Genomic DNA, 19,716 nt, shown 5'->3' on the forward strand with positions numbered 1-19,716 from the left:
GAAGTTCTTTCAGATAAATAGTGTGGTGGCGATAGCTAGAAGGATACACCTGTTCCCATGCCGAACACAGAAGTTAAGCTTCTAAACGCCGATAGTAGTTGAGGGATCGCCCTCTGCAAGGGTAGGAAGTCGCCGCGCAATTATGGAGGATTAGCTCAGTTGGGAGAGCATCTGCCTTACAAGCAGGAGGTCACAGGTTCGAGCCCTGTATCCTCCATCCATACGAGCCGTTAGCTCAGCCGGTAGAGCATCTGACTTTTAATCAGAGGGTCGGCAGTTCGAACCTGCCACGGCTCATTAATTTAATATAATATGCCGACTTAGCTCAGCTGGCAGAGCACCTGTCTTGTAAACAGGGGGTCGGAGGTTCGAATCCTCTAGTCGGCATTATGCGGAAGTAGTTCAGTGGTAGAACATCACCTTGCCATGGTGGGGGTCGCGGGTTCGAATCCCGTCTTCCGCTTTGCCAATTCATTATATATGCCGGGGTGGCGGAATTGGCAGACGCACAGGACTTAAAATCCTGCGGTTAGTGATAACCGTACCGGTTCGATCCCGGTCCTCGGCACCATATGCACCCATAGCGCAACTGGATAGAGTGTCTGACTACGAATCAGAAGGTTGTAGGTTCGACTCCTACTGGGTGCATTTCTCGGGAAGTAGCTCAGCTTGGTAGAGCACCTGGTTTGGGACCAGGGGGTCGCAGGTTCGAATCCTGTCTTCCCGATAGAGTTTAATAACTCGTCATATTAGTCACATATCGCGGTGTAGCTCAGCTGGCTAGAGCGTCCGGTTCATACCCGGGAGGTCGGGGGTTCGATCCCCTCTGCCGCGATTAGGTCTTGGACCTTTAGCTCAGTTGGTTAGAGCAGACGGCTCATAACCGTCCGGTCGTAGGTTCGAGTCCTACAAGGTCCATAGTGGACTTTGTTTCACGTCATATGGAGAATTACCCAAGTGGCTGAAGGGGGCGGTCTTGAAAACCGCTAGGTGGGTCAAACCACGCGAGAGTTCGAATCTCTCATTCTCCTTTATATTATCGCGGGATAGAGCAGTCTGGTAGCTCGTCGGGCTCATAACCCGGAGGTCGTTGGTTCAAATCCGGCTCCCGCAATTTTGGTTCGTTGGTCTAGTTGGTTTAGGACGCCTGCCTGTCACGCAGGAGGTCACGAGTTCGAGTCTCGTACGAACCGTTTATATGGCTCGGTAGCTCAGTTGGTAGAGCAACGGATTGAAGCTCCGTGTGTCGGCAGTTCGATTCTGTCCCGCGCCATTTAACTAAATATATGTTATACTTTATATTATGCGGGTATAGTTTAGTGGTAAAACCATAGCCTTCCAAGCTATTGTCGCGAGTTCGATTCTCGTTACCCGCTTTTATATGGGCCTATAGCTCAGTTGGTTTAGAGCGCACGCCTGATAAGCGTGAGGTCGGAGGTTCGAGTCCCCCTAGGCCCATTGGAGAAGTACTCAAGTGGCTGAAGAGGCGCCCCTGCTAAGGGTGTAGGTCGGGTTACCGGCGCGAGAGTTCGAATCTCTCCTTCTCCGTTAGTTTTTGACTGACCCGTTGGTCAAGTGGTTTAAGACACTGCCCTTTCACGGCAGTAACATGGGTTCGAATCCCGTACGGGTCATTAAAATATTTCTTTTATATAATTATCGCGGGATAGAGCAGTCTGGTAGCTCGTCGGGCTCATAACCCGGAGGTCGTTGGTTCAAATCCGGCTCCCGCAATTTTGGTTCGTTGGTCTAGTCGGTTTAGGACGCCTGCCTGTCACGCAGGAGGTCACGAGTTCGAGTCTCGTACGAACCGTAAATGAGATCGTCCTTGATGGATAATCTTTTTTTATTGTCATAATATTTATTATGACCCGTTGGTCAAGTGGTTTAAGACACTGCCCTTTCACGGCAGTAACATGGGTTCGAATCCCGTACGGGTCATCATTTATGGAGAATTACCCAAGTGGCTGAAGGGGGCGGTCTTGAAAACCGCTAGGTGGGTCAAACCACGCGAGAGTTCGAATCTCTCATTCTCCTTAACGTAGGAAACGAAGGATTGCATTAAATTGCAATCCTTTTTATTTGACTTCTTTCGTCTACAATTGTAGACTATAAAATGTTAAATAAATGAGTGGGGTGATACAGCTTTTGGAAAAGACTGATATTACGAAATCTGAATGGGAAGTAATGAGAATTGTTTGGACACTAGGAGAGACAACTAGTAGTCAATTGATTGATATCCTATCCAAGAAAATGGACTGGAGTTCATCAACAATCAAAACATTATTATCCCGTTTATGTGATAAAGAATTCTTAGGGATTAAGAAGGATGGTAGAAAAAACATTTATTATTCTGCCATTAAGGAACAAGCAGCATATGATATGTCTGTTAAGAGAGTATTTGAATCAATGTGTTGTATGCATTATGGAGAAACACTTCATGACGTTATTCAAAGCATTGAATTAAGCAAAAGAGATATCGATTCAATCATTGATGTCTTAAAGAAAAAGAGAGATACAGCACCAGAAGAGGTTCATTGTAAGTGCTTGGAAGAATAATCTATTTGGAGATGAGATAAATGTGCGAAAAAAAGCATGATATGAATGACGTAGAAAAACACAACGGAGAAATGGCTTGCTGCAAGCACCATGATCACAGCAACCCAGATCATAAGTGTGATATGCATCATGATGACATGAAGATGGAGGGTCATTCCCATTCTAATCATGAAAATATGAGTTGTTGCAGCCATGGTGGGGAACATGACCATTCTCATGGAGACCATCATTGCGATATGCACCACATGAATCATGATATGGGTAACATGGACAATGAACACATGGGACATGACATGAATCACATGGACCACGAACATATGCACCATATGGATCACGATATGAGTCACATGAATCACGAACACATGGACCATGATATGAACCACATGGATCACAGCCACATGGGCCACGATATGGGTCACATGAGCATGAGTGGCATGGGCTGCGGTATGGACATGGGCCATGGTGGCATGGACCACGGTAGCATGGGTCACATGCATATGGGAAACCTAAAATTGAAGTTTTGGATTTCATTGATTCTAACAATTCCAATTATTATCATGTCACCAATGATGGGAATGAAGATGCCTTTCCAAGTGACATTTCCTGGCTCTGATTTTGTTGTTCTAGTATTAGGAACTATCTTATTCATCTATGGTGGATACCCATTTTTCACTTCATGTATCAGTGAAATGAAGAGTAAAAAGCCGGGTATGATGTCACTAATTACAATGGGGATTTCTGTTGCTTATGTATACAGTGTTTATGCAGTGATTGCTAACGACATTTTAAAGGTAACACCAATGGTAAATGATTTCTTCTGGGAATTATCAACATTGATTGTCATCATGTTATTAGGTCACTGGATTGAAATGAATTCCGTAATGAACGCTGGTTCTGCTTTAAACAAACTAGCTGAATTATTACCTGACAATGCTCATTTAGTTCAATCAGATGGTCAAACTAAAGACGTATCAGTTCATGAATTATCAGAAGGTCAAACCATCTTAATTAAATCAGGTGAAAAAGTGCCCGCTGATGGAACAATTGTTGATGGTAGTACTGCTTTAAACGAATCATTAATTACTGGTGAATCAAGAGACGTGCAAAAGGGTGTCGATGATTCTGTAATTGGTGGATCAATTAACGGTAGTGGAACTATCAAGGTTAAGATTACTGGTACCGGTGAAAGTGGTTACTTATCAAAGGTTATGAACATGGTAAGTGAAGCACAAGCATCAAAATCAGAAGCAGAAGATTTAGCTAACAAAGTTGCCGGATACCTATTTTACGCTGCATTGATTGTTGCTGTCATCGCGTTTGTAACTTGGAGCATCTTAGATGGTGTTGCATACGCAATTCCAATTACTGTCAGTGTATTAATCATTGCTTGTCCACACGCCTTAGGTCTAGCTATTCCTTTAATCATTTCAAGAATGACTTCAATTTCTGCCACTCATGGATTATTGATTAGAAACAAGACCGCACTAGAAGGTATTAAACAAATTAGATACGCTTTAATGGATAAAACAGGTACTTTAACTCAAGGTGATTTCAAGGTTAATGCCTACGATAGTTTAGATTCAAACATCGACAAGAAGGATGTAATTAAGATTGCTGCGGCGATCGAAGCATCATCAAGTCATCCACTTGCGCAAGGAATTGTTCAAGCATTCAAGGATTTAAACGAATCGCCACTTCAGGCTGAAAACGTTGAAGAAATTGCTGGTTCAGGGATTAAGGGAACCGTTGATGGTAAGGAATACCAAGTTGTTTCAAGTTCATACTTAGACAAGAATGGTATTGATTACGATCAAAAGACTGCTGACAAGTATCTACAACAAGGTAACTCATTGAGTTATGTCGTCGAAAATGGCAAAGTTGTTGGATACATTGCTGAAGGTGATTCAATCAAGCCTGGTGCAAAGGACATGATTGATTTCTTAAGCAGTCAAAACATTATCCCAGTTATGCTAACCGGTGATAACCAACAAGCTGCTGATAAGGTAGCAAGCATTTTAGGAATTAAGGAAGTTAACGCTCAATTAGTTCCTGAAGACAAACAAAAACTAGTTAATAAGTACCAAGAACAAGGTAAAGTTATGTTTATCGGTGATGGTGTCAATGATGCCCCTAGTCTTACTAAGGCTGATTTAGGTGTTGCCATCGGTTCAGGTACTGACGTTGCCATCGAATCCGCTGACGTTGTCTTAGTAAACAGTGATCCAGCAGATGTGATTAACTTGGTTAAACTTGCAAAACACGCTCGTACCAAGATGATTCAAAACCTATGGTGGGGTGCTGGATACAACATCATCGCATTACCACTTGCAGCCGGAGCACTTTCTTCAATTGGTATTATCATTGGACCAATGTTAGGTGCCGTGATTATGTCACTAAGTACAGTGATTGTTGCAATTAATGCTATGACATTAAAAATTAAGTAAATAAAAAAAGCACTTGGATTAATTCCAAAGTGCTTTTTTATTATGCTCGTTTATAGTTTAATGACATTTCTGCTAGGTTCAAAAAGTCATTTCTCTTCTTCCAATTATTGAAGTCAAAGTAATTATGCCAAGTTGTCATTAAAACTGTTCTCTTACGGTTAACCGTTTCCTTTAAGATGACGAATGAAACCATGTTATCTAACTTCGAATCATTATCCATCTTTTCGATGCTGGCATCGAAGATTTTTTGGTCATCTTCTGATAGGTTGAAGTATGAATAATTTACGAACTCAAACTTTTCAGTAAAGTTATGATTCTTCAACACATCGAATGTAATTGGGTTTTTGAAAATATTATGATTCCCGGAAAAATCGACGATTTGATACTGATCGTCACCGTTTTTAAATAAACTTAATTTTACATTGGGATGTTGTTTTCTGATCTTGTTTAAAATTTGATTGCTACCAAATGTCATGCTGATTTGATTTTCCATTTTTACGCCTCCAAGATGATAAAAAAGATTTTACAAATCACATCTATATATTTACACTAAAGATAAATAAAAACAAGTAGAAGGTATGCAAAATGAAGGTTACTGTATTAGGATATTATGGTGGTTATCCAGATAATGGAATCGCCACAAGCGGATATTTAATTCAAACTGAAAAATTCAATCTATTATTGGACTGTGGAAGTGGGGTGCTATTGGAATTAGAAAAGCACTTAAACCCATACAACCTAGACGCGGTCTTATTATCTCACTACCACAGTGATCATATTGCGGACGTTGGGGTTTTACAACACTACTGGCAACTAGCACCTAATAAGCTAAAGGAAGGCCCTCTATCAATTTATGGCCACACTGAAGATGAAGAACATTTCGATGCTTTGAACTGGTTCGACGATACGGTTGCTAAACCATACCATGAAGATGATGTTTTAACCTTAGGTGACTTGGAAATTACATTTAAGAAAACACAACATCCTGTCGTTACATTTGCGATTAAGATTAAAGACAAGGCAACAAATCAAGTACTAGTTTACACAGGGGACACTAGATACTTTGAAGACTTAGCATCATTTTGTGAAGGTGCTGACTTATTAATGACCGACACTAATTTCTATGATGACAAGGAAGGTCAAAAATGGCACATGACTTCTGAAGAAACCGGTAAATTAGCATTGGATGCTAAGGTTAACAACGTTTTAATCAGTCATTTACCACAATATGGTGACTTGGATGATTTAAAGAAACAAACTGAGATGGCAACAAATAATTCAGTAAACGTAATCTTACCAAAAACAGGGATGGTAATTGATTTAAAAGACGTTAAATCATTGAACTAACCGTTGATAATAGGTTAAAATGTAGTTATTAAATAACGAACGTGAGAAGAGGTGTCGATAATGAGAATGGAAAAAATTAATTCTGGAACAATCAAAGTAACAATCACTAATCAAGAATTAGATGAACGCGGAATTGATTTATTATCACTTTTAGGTGATGAAGATGGCATTGAATCTTTCTTATACTCAATCTTGGACGAAATCGATGTAGATGATGAATTCAAGAGTACAGGGGCAGTATCTTTCCAAGTATTGCCAAACAGTACAGGGTTAGACATGTTTATTAAGAATAAGAATGTTTTTGATAACCAAAACCAAATCAATAATAATGATGATGAACAAGTAGAAGATGATAACGTCGACGATGAAATCGAAGACGACGAAAATGACAATGAAACCTATGATGGACCTGGCTCTGAAATGTTTACCGACACTGGTGAAGACAGAACCGACGAACAAAGAGCACAACTACCAAGTATGGGACACTTTAAGGACTATACTGATACCAAGAGTTTGTACTCATTGATTCGAGCCAAGGAAATGCTTGGTAAAATCCTAGACTTCAAGAGCGAAGATCACAAATATGATGACAAAACAAAAGAATTCATTGATAACATTCAATTGAATCTTTCAACTATGATTGATGCGCTTGAAAGAAGTGATGACTATGCTCATTACAAGCTAATGATGATTGCGACAATTAACCAAGCTAGAAGCGAACGTCAAGACTTGGATTCAACAAGCAAGCGTTCCAATAGTGACCCATTCAAGGATATGGTAAAAAATGCTAAGCAACCAAGCTTAGGCCACTTTAATCCACAACTTGAAAAATGGGAAATGATTCTAAAGGTTAGCGACTTCGACAATGTTGTTAAACTAGCCGATGCAATTCATGGCATTCAAGATGTTGATTCAACATTGTACAAGGTCGGTTCATTCTACGTGGTTCAATTAACTACCACTAGAACTGAGAACGAAGTCGACTTCAAGCACTTTACTAGTGCTGTGAGTGAAGCCGTTGAATATGGAAACCAAATCGACGCTGTAGATTTCAAGCACTACAACGACAAGAAAGTAATAATGGATCATCAAGCAATGACCCAAGTGAATAAATACTTTGGCTAATAAAAAGACTGGCAAATATGCCAGTCTTTTTTCGTATCTAATTTATTGGGTGATGAAAATGTTAATGGCATCTGATAAAGAAAAGTTAGTCAGTGCGAGTGCAGCTAAAGATAATCAAAAGTACTACTGTCCAATCTGCAAAGAAGAGTTAATTTTAAAACGCGGCAACATTAATGCGCCACACTTTGCGCACTTTAAGAATAGTCAGTGTGTGATTGCGATGGAAGACGGCGAGAGCAATGAACATTTAATGGGCAAAGAACAGCTCCTGAATTTTATTGATAAAAGAAATACACATGTGGAAAAGTATTTGCCCGAAATCAATCAACGTCCCGATTTGATGTATCAAAAACTAGCGTTTGAGTTTCAATGCAGCCCGATTTCACGGAAACGATTGGAAGAACGCATCATGGGATACCATAAACTACATATGAAATCACTATGGATATTGGGGAGTAATTACAGAAAACGGTTTGGCAGCGATAGTGTGAATAAGTTTTATTACTATATCGATTCAATTGGTTTTACCATCTTTTTCTGGTTGATAAACGAACGCAAAATCGAGGTACGTTACAACTGTCAGTATGTGTGTGGAAAACTACGATACCAAAGAGTCACGTTTGCTCGGTTGGATGAATTATTGAGGTTTATTCACAATCCCGGCATCATCGTTCAGTACAAAAGTAATATGCATGGCATGATTAGTCAGTTAACCAGGATTGAAAATCAACTCTTTTATCGGAATCAACAGATGCTAAAGTGGCAAAACGTTTGTTATAACCAGCATCATAATATTTCTGGATCGCCAATTATCTGTGATATTAAACAGGTGACCAGTCCAATCATGGGGAAGAACTTTTTGATATGGAAAATATTGATTGTTGCTGGCATCAAGGAACGCGCGAAATTAAGGGATGTGTTTGCGTTTGCAAATCAAATGGTCGGATTACAAACGAATTATCCACTTGTGCATAACGCCACTCAATATATTAAAGATGAGTTTAAATTGTTGATAATGCAGTTGATAACTAAACGAAAAATTAAAATTAAAAATGGTAGAGTCTACATAATCGACGAAATTAAGTGGTTTGACGATTACTATCAAAAATTAAATGAGCTAAGTACGCAAAATAACACTATTTTTTGATAAGATGGAGATAGCATATTTCAAAAGGCGGTGTTTTTATGAGTGAAGTAAAACAATTACCAAAGAGATCAGAAGTACCAGAAAAATTAACCTGGGACTTAACAACTATCTATAAGACAGATAATGACTTTGAAGCTGATTTCAAAGAATGCGTCAAAGAAGTCGAAGCTGTTGAAAAGTTAAAGATTGATCATTTTGATGCCAAAACACTTTTAAGTGATTTAAAAGCAATCGAAAAACTAGAACGTAAAGTTGAAAAATTATATGTGTACTCATCGTTGAAGAGTGATGCTGATACATCAAATTCAGAATACCAAAGCATGAATGCAAGATGTGCTGATTTAGCATCTAAAGCATCATCTGCACTAGCGTGGTTTGAACCGGCGGTTTTAAACATCAGTGAAGATGATCTAAAGAAGATGATAGCTGAAGAATCAGAACTAGCAGATTACACACACTACTTTGATGAACTATTCAGCCAAAAGGACCATATCTTAGATGCTGAACATGAAAAAATTCTATCAAGTTTAGGTAACATCTTTGATACCCCTTCAAACGTCTATGGTGTAATGACCAATTCCGACTTGAAGTTCCCAATTGTATCAGACGAAGACGGTAACAAGGTTGAACTATCAAACGGGGTCTACAGTAAGTTACTTGAATCCACAGACAGAAGTGTTCGTAAGGAAGCATTCCAACAGTTATACACAGTTTATAACCAATTCAAGAACACTTTAGCATCAACACTTTCTGGTGAAGTGAAGGTGCATAACTTTAGAGCTTCAATGCGTCACTTTAGCTCAGCTAAGGAAGCTGCATTGAGCAATAACCATATCGATGAAAAGGTATACCAACAACTAATTGATACTGTTAATAAGTACCTACCTTTATTACATCGCTACGTTAAACTAAGAAAGAAGCTACTTTCTTTAGATGAAATGCACATGTATGACTTATACACACCTTTATTTGGTAATTCACCAATCTCATACAATTTTGATGAAGCCAAGGAAGAATCAATTAAGGCATTATCAATCCTTGGGGATGATTACATTGATCATATCAAGGAAGAATTTAACAATCGTTGGATTGATGTAGTTGAAAACAAGGGGAAGAGAAGTGGGGCATACTCATCAGGAGTATACGACACTAACCCATACATCTTATTAAACTGGCAAGATAACCTTGATAACTTGTTTACACTTGTTCACGAATCAGGTCACAGTATGCACAGTTACTACACAACCCATAACCAACCATTCCAATATGGTGATTACTCAATCTTCTTAGCCGAAATCGCATCAACAACTAACGAAAATATCTTAACCGATTATCTTTTGAAGAATACCGATGATGTTGAAGTTAAAAAGTACGTATTAAATCACTTCCTAGATGGTTTCAAAGGAACTATATTCAGACAAACCCAATTTGCTGAATTTGAAGACTTTGCTCACCAACAAGAACAAGCGGGGAACCCACTAACAGCTAAGATGCTAAGTGATTTCTACTACAAGTTAAACCAACGCTATTATGGTGACGGAGTGGTATCTGATCCAGAAATCGCATACGAATGGGCCAGAATTCCGCACTTCTACATGAATTACTATGTATATCAATATGCTACTGGTTTTGCAGCCGCCATTGATTTATCAGATGGCATCTGTAAAAACGACCAAGAAGCAATTGATAAGTACATCGGTTACCTAAAATCAGGTAGTTCTGATTATCCATTAAACGTAATGAAAAAAGCTGGTATCGACATGACTAATGCTGATTACCTAGAAAATGCATTCAAGTTCTTTGAAGAAAGATTAAATGAATTAGAATCATTAATTTAATAACAAAAAAGCTTCCAACTTTTCGTTGGAAGCTTTTTTTATTTTAGAACACGAAGGTGTTTCATTTTAGTTTCTTTTAGACTGCTTTCGCTTAATGCATCCTTTAAGTATTCGGGAGTTAAGTTTTTATCACAGCAGGCATTGAATAATGTTGAATATTCAATGTCATCAGTTAAAATACCATCATCGTTTCCTTCACAGTTGAAGATAACAGCTGAAGCTGGTTTTTCAATCTTCATGTTTTGGACCAAATCTTGGTCTTTTTTGATTGATTTCTTAGCAAGGTTTGAACGACGATCTTCCTTAAACATTTCAACATCTAGACCGCATTTCTTAGCAATTTCAATTGCCATTTCGTCTGAGTAGATGTAACCTTCAGTCAATAGTTTATCCTGAATCGCTGTTAAGAACTTACGTCCTTTTTTCATACCTTGGAATAAGGCAGCCTTATAATCTAAGACAACGTTTCTGTATAAGGCAGAAAGTTCTTCAGAAGATAATCGCTTTTTAAGTTGATTGTTTGAGTTGCAGAAGTCGGTTTGGACAACCTTTAGATTGTAAATCGGAATGAACTGCAACTTAAATTTTGAATCAACGTCTTCAGAAATCTGTAAAACGGTATTTTCTGAATTCCTGCATGCTTTACACAATGGATCTATAAACAGAAATAGTTCAAACACTTTTATCCCTCCATTAAGATTTTTGTTTCGTTCTATGAATTCCATTAAATAGAATACCAAATACACCGGTAAATACAACCATTTCGCTCATAAACGGTAAAAAATTGTTTGCTTTTTTACTTCTTGAATAGTGTGGTAAAATAATGTAGTAAATTAGGTTTAACAAGGAGGTTAGCCTAGTGATAAAAAACTGGAGTGACTTTTTATTTCCATACGAACAAGCCGTAGGTGAATTAAAGGTCAAATTAAGAGGAATTCGTAAAGAATTCATTCAATCGGATAAAAGAAGTCCGATTGAGTTTGTTACTGGTCGAGTCAAACCAATCGACAGTATTAAAGAAAAAATGAAACGCCGCTATGTATCAGAAGATCGTTTATCTCAAGATATGGAAGATATTGCGGGACTTAGAATTATGTGTCCATTTGTCGATGACATTTACGTTGTTGTCGATATTCTTAGAAGAAGAAGCGATATTAATATCTTGGAAGAACGTGATTATGTTAATCGTGAAAAAGCTAGTGGATATCGTTCATACCATATTGTTTTTGAGTATCCAATCGAATTAGTCGGTGGAGAAAAGAAAATTTTAGCCGAAATTCAGGTAAGAACACTTGCCATGAATTTCTGGGCAACAGTAGAACATTCCCTAAATTACAAGTACAATGGTGAATTCCCAGAAGAATTGAAGAAGCGTCTTCAACAATCTGCGGAAACAGCATTCAAGTTGGATGAAGGGATGTCTGAAATCAGAGATGAGTTAATTGAAACTCAAGAAGATGGAACCAAAAATGAACATAATAGGGATGAATAGTTATGAAGGTTGCAATTTATAGTAACGACGGATTTACATCCAAAGAGGTTGCTACACAATTAAAAGAAAAAATTGATGCGTCTGAAAAACTTGAATACGATGGATTAAATCCGCAAATTGTGATTTCCGTTGGGGGAGACGGAACACTTTTGTCAGCTTTTCATCATTATCGCGATGCAATTAGCAAGATTCGCTTTGTGGGAATCCATACTGGCCACCTTGGTTTTTACACCGACTGGCGTGACTACGAAGTAAAAGAACTAGTCGACAGTTTGGAAGATGATAATGGTCAAAGTGTTAGCTATCCATTGCTATCAATCAAGGTTCAATACACCGATGGTGGACCAGACGATAGTTTCGTTGCGCTAAATGAATCTACCTTAAAACGCATTAACGGAACAATGGTTACCGATATTTACATCAAGGGTGAATTTTTTGAAAAGTTTAGAGGGGATGGCCTCTGTGTCTCCACACCAACCGGGTCTACCGCTTATAACAAGTCAGTTGGTGGGGCAATCATTAATCCTCAACTAAACGCCATTCAAGTATCTGAAATGGCATCAATCAATAACCGTGTCTTTAGAACATTGGGTTCACCTGTAATTGTGCCACCTGATGAAACAATCACAATTGTTCCTGATTCACCAAAGCACAACATTTTAACATGTGACCAGTTATTGATTTCTGATCGTCCAATTAAATCAATTTCATATTCCATCTGTAACGATAGAATTTACTTCGCTCAATATCGTCACACCCATTTCTGGAAACGTGTAAGCAATTCATTCATCGGAGTTCACGAGGATGACTAGTTTCACCTGGTCCAATCAACAGGACAGTCCCATCCGATTAAGAACGTTCTTACGCCAAAATGGTATTTCGCGTACACTATTGAAACAGATTAAATTCGAAGGCGGCAAAATTGTAGTCAACGGAACCGAAGAGAAGGTCAATTATATGTTGGCTCAAGGCGACGAGGTAACCATCACGTTACCACCCGAACCAGCTAACGATATTATTGCGGTATCAAATCTACCAATCAATATTTTGTATGAAGATGATCACTTCTTGGTTGTTGATAAACCAGCTCACGTGGCATGTCTACCATCTCATTTATATAAAAATGATACGATTGCTAATCGAGTGAAGGGATACTTTCTAAGACATGATTACGACAATCAAAAGATTCATATCGTGAATCGATTAGACATGGACACCAGCGGGATTATCATTTTCGCCAAGCATCACTTTGCGCATTCTGTATTAGATAAGCAAATGCAACACCATCAAATTGAAAAGATGTATGTTGCAATTGTGGAAAATCCATTGAATGATAAGCATCTAGAAATTAACCTACCGATTGATCGAAAACCCGGTTCGTTTATTAAAAGATGTGTGATGGATGGGGGAAAACCTTCCAAGACGGAGTCATGGGTGGTACAAAATACACCTAGTCATTCATTGGTGAAGATTAAGCTACATTCGGGTCGAACCCACCAAATCAGGGTTCATTTCGAGGTAATCGGCCACCCATTAATTGGGGATTGGCTTTACAATCCTGACAACCATGAATTGGATCGTCAGGCACTACATTGCTACAAAATGAAATTTTATAATCCGTTTACACAACAAGACGTAGTCTGTGAATCAAAAATTCCTACGGACATGTCGTCAATTATTCAAGGCTTCTAATATCTTGATATTAGGGTCTTTTTTTAGTTCCTGTAAATGAAGACTTTACGAATATGATATACTTATATATTGAATTGGATAAGGATGATTTAGATATGAAAAAAATCGAAATTGCAAAGCAATTTTTAAAACAAAATATCGATTTATTTAGATGCCCAGTATGTAAAGAATCATTTATTAAGCAAGTTGATAATTCAATCGTTTGTCCTAACAACCACTCATTGGATATTTCCAAAAAGGGAACTATTCAATTTATTAACCATAAGGTGAATACAGAATATGATGGGGATATGTTAGAATCAAGACGAAGAATTATGCAGGCTGGTTTCTTCGATGGCATTTTACACAAGATTAATGAACTAATCGATGCCGGGCATAAGAACATTGTTGACATCGGTAGTGGTGAAGGAACACCGCTAAGACGTTTGGAAGACTTAAGAAAGAACGTGGATAGTGCAATTGGTTTTGACATTTCTAAACCAGGGGTCAACCTATCAACCAGTGAATTAAGCGACCAAATGTTTTTCTGTGTTGCTGATTTGGCGAACCTTCCATTTAATGATCAAAGTATTGATATTATTATGGATTTATTTTCCCCATCAGCTTACAAGGAATTTAATCGAATTATTGCACCAAAGGGTCACTTGATTAAGATAGTGCCAAACTCACATTACCTATATGAATTAAGACAAAAACTTTATGGTAATGATAGCGAAAATAGTAGCTATGATAACCAAAAGGTTGTCGATTTATTTATGGAGCATTATCCAAATGCGAAGAAATACGATGTGAAATACACCGTTGAGTTACCAAAAGAGTTAACTCACGATTTAATGATTATGACACCACTTCATTGGGGCCATAATGCGAAAGATTTAACACAATCAGAGGTTGAATCACTAACATCAATCACGGTTGATGTATCAATATTAGATAATCAGTTTTAAAGCGAGGAAAAATTATGACTAACCATATTGTTTTATTTGAACCATTAATGCCAGCTAACACTGGTAACATTGCAAGAACATGTGCCGGTACCGACACTGTTTTGGACTTAATTAAACCACTAGGATTCTCAGTTGATGATAAGCATCTAAAAAGAGCGGGATTAGACTACTGGGACAAGGTTGATATTAACTATCACGAAAGCCTACCAGCATTCATGAACACACTAGGCGAAAAGGACAAACTTTACTTAGTATCTAAGTTTGCTAACCACGACTACACAGATCGTGATTACACAAACGATGACTACAACTATTACTTCATGTTTGGTAAGGAAACCACCGGATTACCTGAAATGTTCATGCGTGATAATGAAGAAAAGGCAATCAGAATTCCACAAGACGATACTCACATTCGTGCGTTGAACCTATCAAACACATGTGCCATCGTTATTTACGAAGCATTAAGACAACAATCATTTCCAAACCTTGAAAGAACACATAAATACGAATACGACAAACTAAAATAAATGATAAGGGGTAATCAATTTGGCAAAGAGAAAAACAAGCGCGCGTAAAAAGAAAAAAACAACCACCAATGCCAAATTATTTAATATCGATAGCAAGTATCAAAATCATATTATTGGATTTATTATGATTTTGGTTAGTGCATTCAGTCTATTTAAATTGGGCTTTTTAGGAATCACTTTTGATAATATCGTTAGATTCTTTATCGGAGATAGTAGTCCATTTGGATTGTTGATTGCATTAGTTGTTGGTTTTATTTACCTAATTAAGGGGCCTAAGCTTGAATACAATAAGCGTTGGATAATTGGTGGAACCATCTTTTACCTTGGTTTAACACTGTTCTTGTCAGCATTATTGTTTTCAAACAGTAGCGACAATGCCTTTATATCAAAGACACTATCTTTAATTAGCCAAGATTTCATTCATCTAACCGATGCTTCATCAGTTGGTGGTGGAATGATTGGGGCATGCTTATTAGTAGTATTTGATTTCTTGGTTTCAATTTTGGGATCAGAAATTCTATCAATCATTATGATGATTGTCGGATTAATCGTATTCTTTAACGTTCCAATGAACAAAGTCATGGATAACGTTAGAAAGTACTCTGAAGAATCATCACAAAAGATTGGTTCTGCGATTGAAGAACGTAAGCAACGCCGTTTAGAAGAAAAAGAGGCTAACCAAGAAGACGATGAACCGAGTGAAGACGTTAACTCAATGTCTAGGGTTCAAAGAATAAAGAACCCAGCTGCTTCCGAGGAAAAGCCTAAGATTAAGCTTTCAGGTTGGATGGATAACGAACCTGAAAAACCAGAGCTAAAGAGTAAGCCAGAAGCTAATCTGGATCGTTCCGACTTCAAGTCAGCAGATGACTACAATCAAGATACAAGAAATAAACCAAAGCTATCTGAAATTATCAACGGACACACCGAAAATGATAGTAAGGGAATCGATATTAAGGATATAGATGATTCAAACTATCAATTGCCACCAATTGGTTTATTATCCGATGTGGCTAGAAGTGACCAAAAAGATGAATTTAAAAATATCGACCACAATACAACCGTATTGAAGAAGACATTGAACAGTTTTGGTGTTGATGCCGAAATTAAGAATGTTAACTTGGGACCTTCAGTTACCGAATATGAATTACACCCAGCAATTGGTGTTAAGGTTAGCAAGATTGTTAACCTAGCAGACGACTTGGCCTTGGCCTTAGCAGCTAAGGACATTCGTATTGAAGCACCAATTCCTGGTAAATCATTAATCGGGATTGAAGTACCAAACAAGAAGGTCGCAATGGTGTCATTTAAGGATGTTGTCAAAACATCACAACAATCCAAGCATGGATTATTAACAGTCCCATTGGGAAGAAACGTTAGTGGGGATGTTATTACAACCGACCTAACTAAGTTGCCTCATCTATTAATCGCTGGTTCAACCGGTAGTGGTAAGTCCGTTGCCATCAACGGAATCATTACTAGCATTTTAATGAATGCTAAACCAAGTGAAGTTAAGATGATGCTAATTGATCCTAAGAAGGTTGAATTAGGAATTTACAATGGGATTCCACACTTGTTATCACCAGTTGTTTCAGAACCTAAGAAGGCGGCAAGAGCCCTTAATAAGGTTGTTGCAGAAATGGAACACAGATATGACTTGTTTGCTAAGCATAATCAAAGAAAGATTAGTACTTTTAATGAATATGTAAAAGGGATGACCGAAGAAGAACGTGGTGATTTAAAACCACTTCCATACATCGTAGTTGTTGTTGATGAATTGGCTGACTTGATGATGACTGTCTCAAATGACGTTGAAGGTGCCATCATTAGATTGGCTCAAATGGGACGTGCTGCTGGAATTCACATGATTTTGGCAACCCAACGTCCATCAGTTGACGTTATTACCGGTCTAATTAAGTCTAACGTGCCATCGAGAATTGCTTTTGCCGTTTCAAGTGGGATTGATTCTAGAACCATCCTAGATACTAATGGTGCCGAAAAACTATTAGGTCGTGGTGATATGTTATATCTACCAATCGATAAGAATAAGCCAAGCCGTGTGCAAGGTGCATTTATATCTGATCAAGATGTTGAAAATGTGGTAGATTATATTAAAGAACAACAACCTGCCGAATATGACGACGATATGATTGTTACGGATGAAGAAATCAAGGTCGACGAAGAAAACGAAGACCAAGACGACTTATTCGATGATGCATTAGCATTTGTTGTAAAAGAACAAAAGGCAAGTACGTCATTATTACAACGTAACTTTAGAATTGGTTATAATCGTGCAGCTAGAATTATTGATGACTTAGAACAACGTGGTTACATTGGCCCTCAGGAAGGAAGTAAACCAAGAGAGGTTTATAAACAACCTGATAATGACTAAAAAAATGGAACCCATCATTTTGATAGGTTCCATTTTTTATTAGTTTTCAAATAGTTGGAAGGCAGCACCTAGTACTAAACCACCAACAGTTGAGATAATCATTAACCAAACAAAGATCATGGTAATGATGTGAAATCTAGATTTCTTTTTCTTAGCCATTATTAACACCACTTTCCGCAATTAATAATATATTTTAAAGTTTACAGTTCATCAGCGAATAATGCAAACTAATTCATATTGAGGTGATTGTTATTTCTCCGTTTGGATTTTTGACTATGGTATTAGTTCAGGTGGTATTCTTATTCCTATTTTCCTTACTGTTCAATATCGTCAAAAAAATTATTAGCAAACTTTATAAGATTTCGATTAGAGCGAGTGATTTCTTTCCAATTATCATGAGCTATTATATCTACCAATTATCATTGGATAAACACGATCAATCGTTCTTACCATATGTATGGTTAGGACTTGTTATCATTGGGATTACATACGCAATCTACTACTTGTTTACACGTAGTAATGCCAAAGTGGGGATTTTTTACAAATTCTTGTGGAGATTTTCAGTAATTTACTTTTTTGTGGTCTGGTCCTCCACCATTTTGATAATTGCAGCAAAAACGCTTTAAAACCTTGAGCTACCAACGTTGGTAGCTCTTTTTTTATTGTCTAAAATTAGTGGATTTTAATCTAAATGTGGTGAAAATTAGTACATGTTGGAAGAAATTTAATAATAAGGTGGTACGAAGTGGTGGATAGTGGTAAAATCAAGGTAATATAAATTGGAAGGAGTGAAGAAGCGTGTTAATGGGTGAATATGAACATTCAATAGATTCAAAAGGGCGCTTGATCATTCCTTCCAAGATTAGATCAGAAATAGGTGCGAACTTCATCATCACACGTGGACTTGATGGATGTTTATTCGGATATCCTATGGATGAATGGAAAAAGGTTCAAGAAAAGATTAACCAACTTCCTGTAAGCAAGAAGTCAGCAAGATACTTTTCACGTTTTCTATTCTCAGCCGCCGACGAAAGTAAGGTTGATAGCCAAGGAAGAATTAACATTCCAGATACTTTGATTAACTACGCTGGTATCGAAAAGAAATGTGTGATTGTGGGGGTTTCCACAAGAATTGAAATCTGGAGCAAGGAAAAGTGGGACGAATTCTCAGCTACTGCTGGTGAAGAGTTTGACGACATTGCTGAAGACTTAATTGATTTTTAGAAAAGAAGGTGACTAATTATGACGGAATTTCATCATGAAACTGTACTACTTAAAGAAGCAGTTGACGGATTAAATATTAAACCCGATGGTATTTACATTGACTGTACCCTCGGTGGGGGAGGCCACAGTGCCCGAATTTTGTCACAATTAACATCTGGTCATCTTTATTCATTCGATCAAGATGAAGTGGCAATCGAATATAACAAAACTAACCTCAAGCAATACATAGATGAAGATAAGGTTACCTTTGTTAGAAGCAACTTTAGATACATTCAAGAAGAAATGAACAAATTAGGAATTCAATCTGTTGATGGAATTCTGTATGACTTAGGAGTTTCATCTCCACAGTTTGATGACGCAAGCAGAGGTTTTAGTTATCAACATGATGCACGATTAGATATGCGAATGGATCAGAGAAATCCATTAGACGCATGGAAAATCGTCAATGAATGGCCATACGAAAAATTAGTGAAGATTTTCTTCCGTTATGGAGAAGAAAAATTTTCTAAGCAAGTTGCAAGGGCGATTGAAAGGAACCGAGAAAACCATTCAATCGACACAACCGAACAACTTGTTGATGTCATTAAGGAAGGTATTCCAGCCGCGGCAAGACGTCACGGTGGTCATCCTGCCAAGAAAGTCTTTCAGGCATTGAGAATTGCCGTGAACGACGAACTGGGTGCTTTGGAAGAATCATTGGAAAAGGCAATCGATTTAATTGATGTAAACGGAAGAGTGAGCGTCATTACTTTCCAATCATTAGAAGATCGATTAGTTAAGACGATGTTTAAGGAAAAGACCACGATTGAAGATTTACCAAGTGGTTTACCAATCATTCCAGATAACATGAAACCAGACTACAAACTAATTAATAGAAAACCAATACTACCGAGTGATGACGAATTGAGAGATAATCATCGTTCGCATAGTGCAAAATTGAGAGTTATTGAGAGAATTAATAAATAATAGAGAGAAGAGTTAA

Annotated in this window: 18 protein-coding genes, 21 tRNA genes and 1 rRNA gene; 37 read left to right on the plus strand and 3 right to left on the minus strand. The window is 37.8% G+C overall.

The features are described from left to right. The first annotated feature begins 21 nt into the window (after nt 1-21). From rrf to ACOMA7_RS00120, 24 genes are all read left to right on the plus strand, one after another. A 5S ribosomal RNA gene (gene rrf, locus ACOMA7_RS00005) occupies nt 22-138 on the plus strand. Between the two features lie 6 nt (nt 139-144). Beyond that, a tRNA-Val gene (locus ACOMA7_RS00010) sits at nt 145-217 on the plus strand. A 7-nt stretch (nt 218-224) separates the two neighbouring features. After that, a tRNA-Lys gene (locus tag ACOMA7_RS00015) sits at nt 225-297 on the plus strand. A 17-nt stretch (nt 298-314) separates the two neighbouring features. Continuing rightward, nucleotides 315-387 (plus strand) — tRNA-Thr (locus ACOMA7_RS00020). Between the two features lie 4 nt (nt 388-391). Further along, nucleotides 392-463 (plus strand) — tRNA-Gly (locus ACOMA7_RS00025). Between the two features lie 19 nt (nt 464-482). Continuing rightward, nucleotides 483-571 (plus strand) — tRNA-Leu (locus tag ACOMA7_RS00030). Nucleotides 572-574: 3 nt separating this feature from the next. Next, nucleotides 575-648, plus strand: a tRNA-Arg gene (locus ACOMA7_RS00035). 5 nt (nt 649-653) lie between these two features. After that, a tRNA-Pro gene (locus tag ACOMA7_RS00040) sits at nt 654-727 on the plus strand. Nucleotides 728-761: 34 nt separating this feature from the next. Continuing rightward, nucleotides 762-835 (plus strand) — tRNA-Met (locus tag ACOMA7_RS00045). Between the two features lie 9 nt (nt 836-844). Next, a tRNA-Ile gene (locus ACOMA7_RS00050) sits at nt 845-918 on the plus strand. A gap of 25 nt (nt 919-943) precedes the next feature. Further along, a tRNA-Ser gene (locus ACOMA7_RS00055) sits at nt 944-1,031 on the plus strand. A 9-nt stretch (nt 1,032-1,040) separates the two neighbouring features. Next, nucleotides 1,041-1,114: transfer RNA gene (locus ACOMA7_RS00060), tRNA-Met, on the plus strand. Nucleotides 1,115-1,118: 4 nt separating this feature from the next. Continuing rightward, a tRNA-Asp gene (locus ACOMA7_RS00065) sits at nt 1,119-1,193 on the plus strand. 7 nt (nt 1,194-1,200) lie between these two features. Next, nucleotides 1,201-1,273: transfer RNA gene (locus ACOMA7_RS00070), tRNA-Phe, on the plus strand. A gap of 32 nt (nt 1,274-1,305) precedes the next feature. After that, nucleotides 1,306-1,376: transfer RNA gene (locus tag ACOMA7_RS00075), tRNA-Gly, on the plus strand. A 7-nt stretch (nt 1,377-1,383) separates the two neighbouring features. Next, a tRNA-Ile gene (locus ACOMA7_RS00080) sits at nt 1,384-1,458 on the plus strand. 2 nt (nt 1,459-1,460) lie between these two features. Then, nucleotides 1,461-1,548, plus strand: a tRNA-Ser gene (locus ACOMA7_RS00085). A 13-nt stretch (nt 1,549-1,561) separates the two neighbouring features. After that, a tRNA-Glu gene (locus ACOMA7_RS00090) sits at nt 1,562-1,634 on the plus strand. Nucleotides 1,635-1,660: 26 nt separating this feature from the next. Then, nucleotides 1,661-1,734: transfer RNA gene (locus tag ACOMA7_RS00095), tRNA-Met, on the plus strand. A 4-nt stretch (nt 1,735-1,738) separates the two neighbouring features. Further along, nucleotides 1,739-1,813 (plus strand) — tRNA-Asp (locus ACOMA7_RS00100). A gap of 55 nt (nt 1,814-1,868) precedes the next feature. Then, nucleotides 1,869-1,941, plus strand: a tRNA-Glu gene (locus tag ACOMA7_RS00105). A gap of 8 nt (nt 1,942-1,949) precedes the next feature. Further along, nucleotides 1,950-2,037 (plus strand) — tRNA-Ser (locus ACOMA7_RS00110). A 111-nt stretch (nt 2,038-2,148) separates the two neighbouring features. Further along, nucleotides 2,149-2,559: a CopY/TcrY family copper transport repressor gene (locus tag ACOMA7_RS00115; protein WP_054608280.1), complete on the plus strand. Its 411-nt coding sequence runs from the start codon at nt 2,149-2,151 to the stop codon at nt 2,557-2,559. A gap of 326 nt (nt 2,560-2,885) precedes the next feature. Further along, nucleotides 2,886-5,003, plus strand: coding sequence for a heavy metal translocating P-type ATPase (locus tag ACOMA7_RS00120; protein WP_421391648.1), 2,118 nt, complete (start codon nt 2,886-2,888; stop codon nt 5,001-5,003). Nucleotides 5,004-5,043: 40 nt separating this feature from the next. Here the strand turns inward: ACOMA7_RS00120 and ACOMA7_RS00125 are convergent, their stop codons facing one another. Then, nucleotides 5,044-5,496, minus strand: a complete 453-nt coding sequence (locus ACOMA7_RS00125) for a hypothetical protein (protein ID WP_054608279.1) — start codon at nt 5,494-5,496, stop codon at nt 5,044-5,046. A 92-nt stretch (nt 5,497-5,588) separates the two neighbouring features. Here ACOMA7_RS00125 and ACOMA7_RS00130 point away from each other — a divergent pair, with 92 nt between their 5' ends. From ACOMA7_RS00130 to pepF, 4 genes are read left to right on the plus strand one after another with little or no spacing between them, the layout of a single operon-like run. Next, nucleotides 5,589-6,350 (plus strand): MBL fold metallo-hydrolase, encoded by a 762-nt coding sequence (locus tag ACOMA7_RS00130; protein ID WP_301945548.1) that lies wholly within the window; start codon nt 5,589-5,591, stop codon nt 6,348-6,350. A 60-nt stretch (nt 6,351-6,410) separates the two neighbouring features. After that, nucleotides 6,411-7,475, plus strand: coding sequence for an adaptor protein MecA (locus ACOMA7_RS00135; protein ID WP_421391243.1), 1,065 nt, complete (start codon nt 6,411-6,413; stop codon nt 7,473-7,475). Further along, nucleotides 7,468-8,622 (plus strand): competence protein CoiA, encoded by a 1,155-nt coding sequence (locus ACOMA7_RS00140; RefSeq protein WP_421391245.1) that lies wholly within the window; start codon nt 7,468-7,470, stop codon nt 8,620-8,622. The genes ACOMA7_RS00135 and ACOMA7_RS00140 overlap by 8 nt, the downstream gene beginning before the upstream one ends. Nucleotides 8,623-8,660: 38 nt before the next feature. Continuing rightward, complete coding sequence (pepF, locus tag ACOMA7_RS00145) at nt 8,661-10,460, plus strand: oligoendopeptidase F (RefSeq protein WP_421391247.1); 1,800 nt, start codon at nt 8,661-8,663, stop codon at nt 10,458-10,460. 38 nt (nt 10,461-10,498) lie between these two features. Here pepF and ACOMA7_RS00150 read toward each other — a convergent pair whose 3' ends face one another. Next, nucleotides 10,499-11,140, minus strand: a complete 642-nt coding sequence (locus tag ACOMA7_RS00150) for a DsbA family protein (protein WP_051592213.1) — start codon at nt 11,138-11,140, stop codon at nt 10,499-10,501. 179 nt (nt 11,141-11,319) lie between these two features. On the opposite strand from ACOMA7_RS00150, the gene yjbM reads away from it, so the two are divergent. The 6 genes from yjbM to ACOMA7_RS00180 all read left to right on the plus strand — a co-directional run bounded on the left by yjbM (nt 11,320) and on the right by ACOMA7_RS00180 (nt 17,510). After that, nucleotides 11,320-11,952 (plus strand): GTP diphosphokinase, encoded by a 633-nt coding sequence (yjbM, locus tag ACOMA7_RS00155; RefSeq protein ID WP_053791884.1) that lies wholly within the window; start codon nt 11,320-11,322, stop codon nt 11,950-11,952. 2 nt (nt 11,953-11,954) lie between these two features. Next, nucleotides 11,955-12,764: an NAD kinase gene (locus ACOMA7_RS00160; protein WP_054608274.1), complete on the plus strand. Its 810-nt coding sequence runs from the start codon at nt 11,955-11,957 to the stop codon at nt 12,762-12,764. Next, on the plus strand, nt 12,757-13,644 hold the full coding sequence (locus tag ACOMA7_RS00165) for an RluA family pseudouridine synthase (protein WP_421391252.1): 888 nt from the start codon (nt 12,757-12,759) through the stop codon (nt 13,642-13,644). The genes ACOMA7_RS00160 and ACOMA7_RS00165 overlap by 8 nt, the downstream gene beginning before the upstream one ends. 95 nt (nt 13,645-13,739) lie before the next feature. Beyond that, the gene (locus ACOMA7_RS00170; RefSeq protein WP_421391254.1) at nt 13,740-14,591 is read left to right on the plus strand and encodes a methyltransferase domain-containing protein; all 852 of its coding nucleotides are present in this window, start codon (nt 13,740-13,742) and stop codon (nt 14,589-14,591) included. 14 nt (nt 14,592-14,605) lie between these two features. Next, nucleotides 14,606-15,118: a tRNA (cytidine(34)-2'-O)-methyltransferase gene (locus tag ACOMA7_RS00175; RefSeq protein ID WP_054608271.1), complete on the plus strand. Its 513-nt coding sequence runs from the start codon at nt 14,606-14,608 to the stop codon at nt 15,116-15,118. A gap of 19 nt (nt 15,119-15,137) precedes the next feature. Next, nucleotides 15,138-17,510 (plus strand): DNA translocase FtsK, encoded by a 2,373-nt coding sequence (locus ACOMA7_RS00180; protein WP_421391256.1) that lies wholly within the window; start codon nt 15,138-15,140, stop codon nt 17,508-17,510. Nucleotides 17,511-17,549: 39 nt separating this feature from the next. Here ACOMA7_RS00180 and ACOMA7_RS00185 read toward each other — a convergent pair whose 3' ends face one another. Continuing rightward, nucleotides 17,550-17,669, minus strand: a complete 120-nt coding sequence (locus tag ACOMA7_RS00185) for a DUF4044 domain-containing protein (protein WP_081006904.1) — start codon at nt 17,667-17,669, stop codon at nt 17,550-17,552. 116 nt (nt 17,670-17,785) lie between these two features. On the opposite strand from ACOMA7_RS00185, the gene ACOMA7_RS00190 reads away from it, so the two are divergent. The 3 genes from ACOMA7_RS00190 (at nt 17,786) to rsmH (ending at nt 19,700) form a co-directional block, all read left to right on the plus strand. Further along, complete coding sequence (locus ACOMA7_RS00190; RefSeq protein ID WP_081006903.1) at nt 17,786-18,136, plus strand: DUF3397 family protein; 351 nt, start codon at nt 17,786-17,788, stop codon at nt 18,134-18,136. Between the two features lie 172 nt (nt 18,137-18,308). Continuing rightward, entirely contained in the window at nt 18,309-18,734 is a 426-nt protein-coding gene (gene mraZ, locus ACOMA7_RS00195) for a division/cell wall cluster transcriptional repressor MraZ (protein ID WP_034531808.1), read from the plus strand. An 18-nt stretch (nt 18,735-18,752) separates the two neighbouring features. Next, a complete protein-coding gene (rsmH, locus tag ACOMA7_RS00200) occupies nt 18,753-19,700 on the plus strand; it encodes a 16S rRNA (cytosine(1402)-N(4))-methyltransferase RsmH (protein WP_301945542.1) in 948 nt (315 codons plus the stop codon). Nucleotides 19,701-19,716: the final 16 nt, after the last annotated feature.

Origin of the sequence: Apilactobacillus intestinapis, from assembly GCF_049166695.1 — a bacterium.
In the GTDB taxonomy this organism is placed as follows: domain Bacteria; phylum Bacillota; class Bacilli; order Lactobacillales; family Lactobacillaceae; genus Apilactobacillus; species Apilactobacillus kunkeei_C.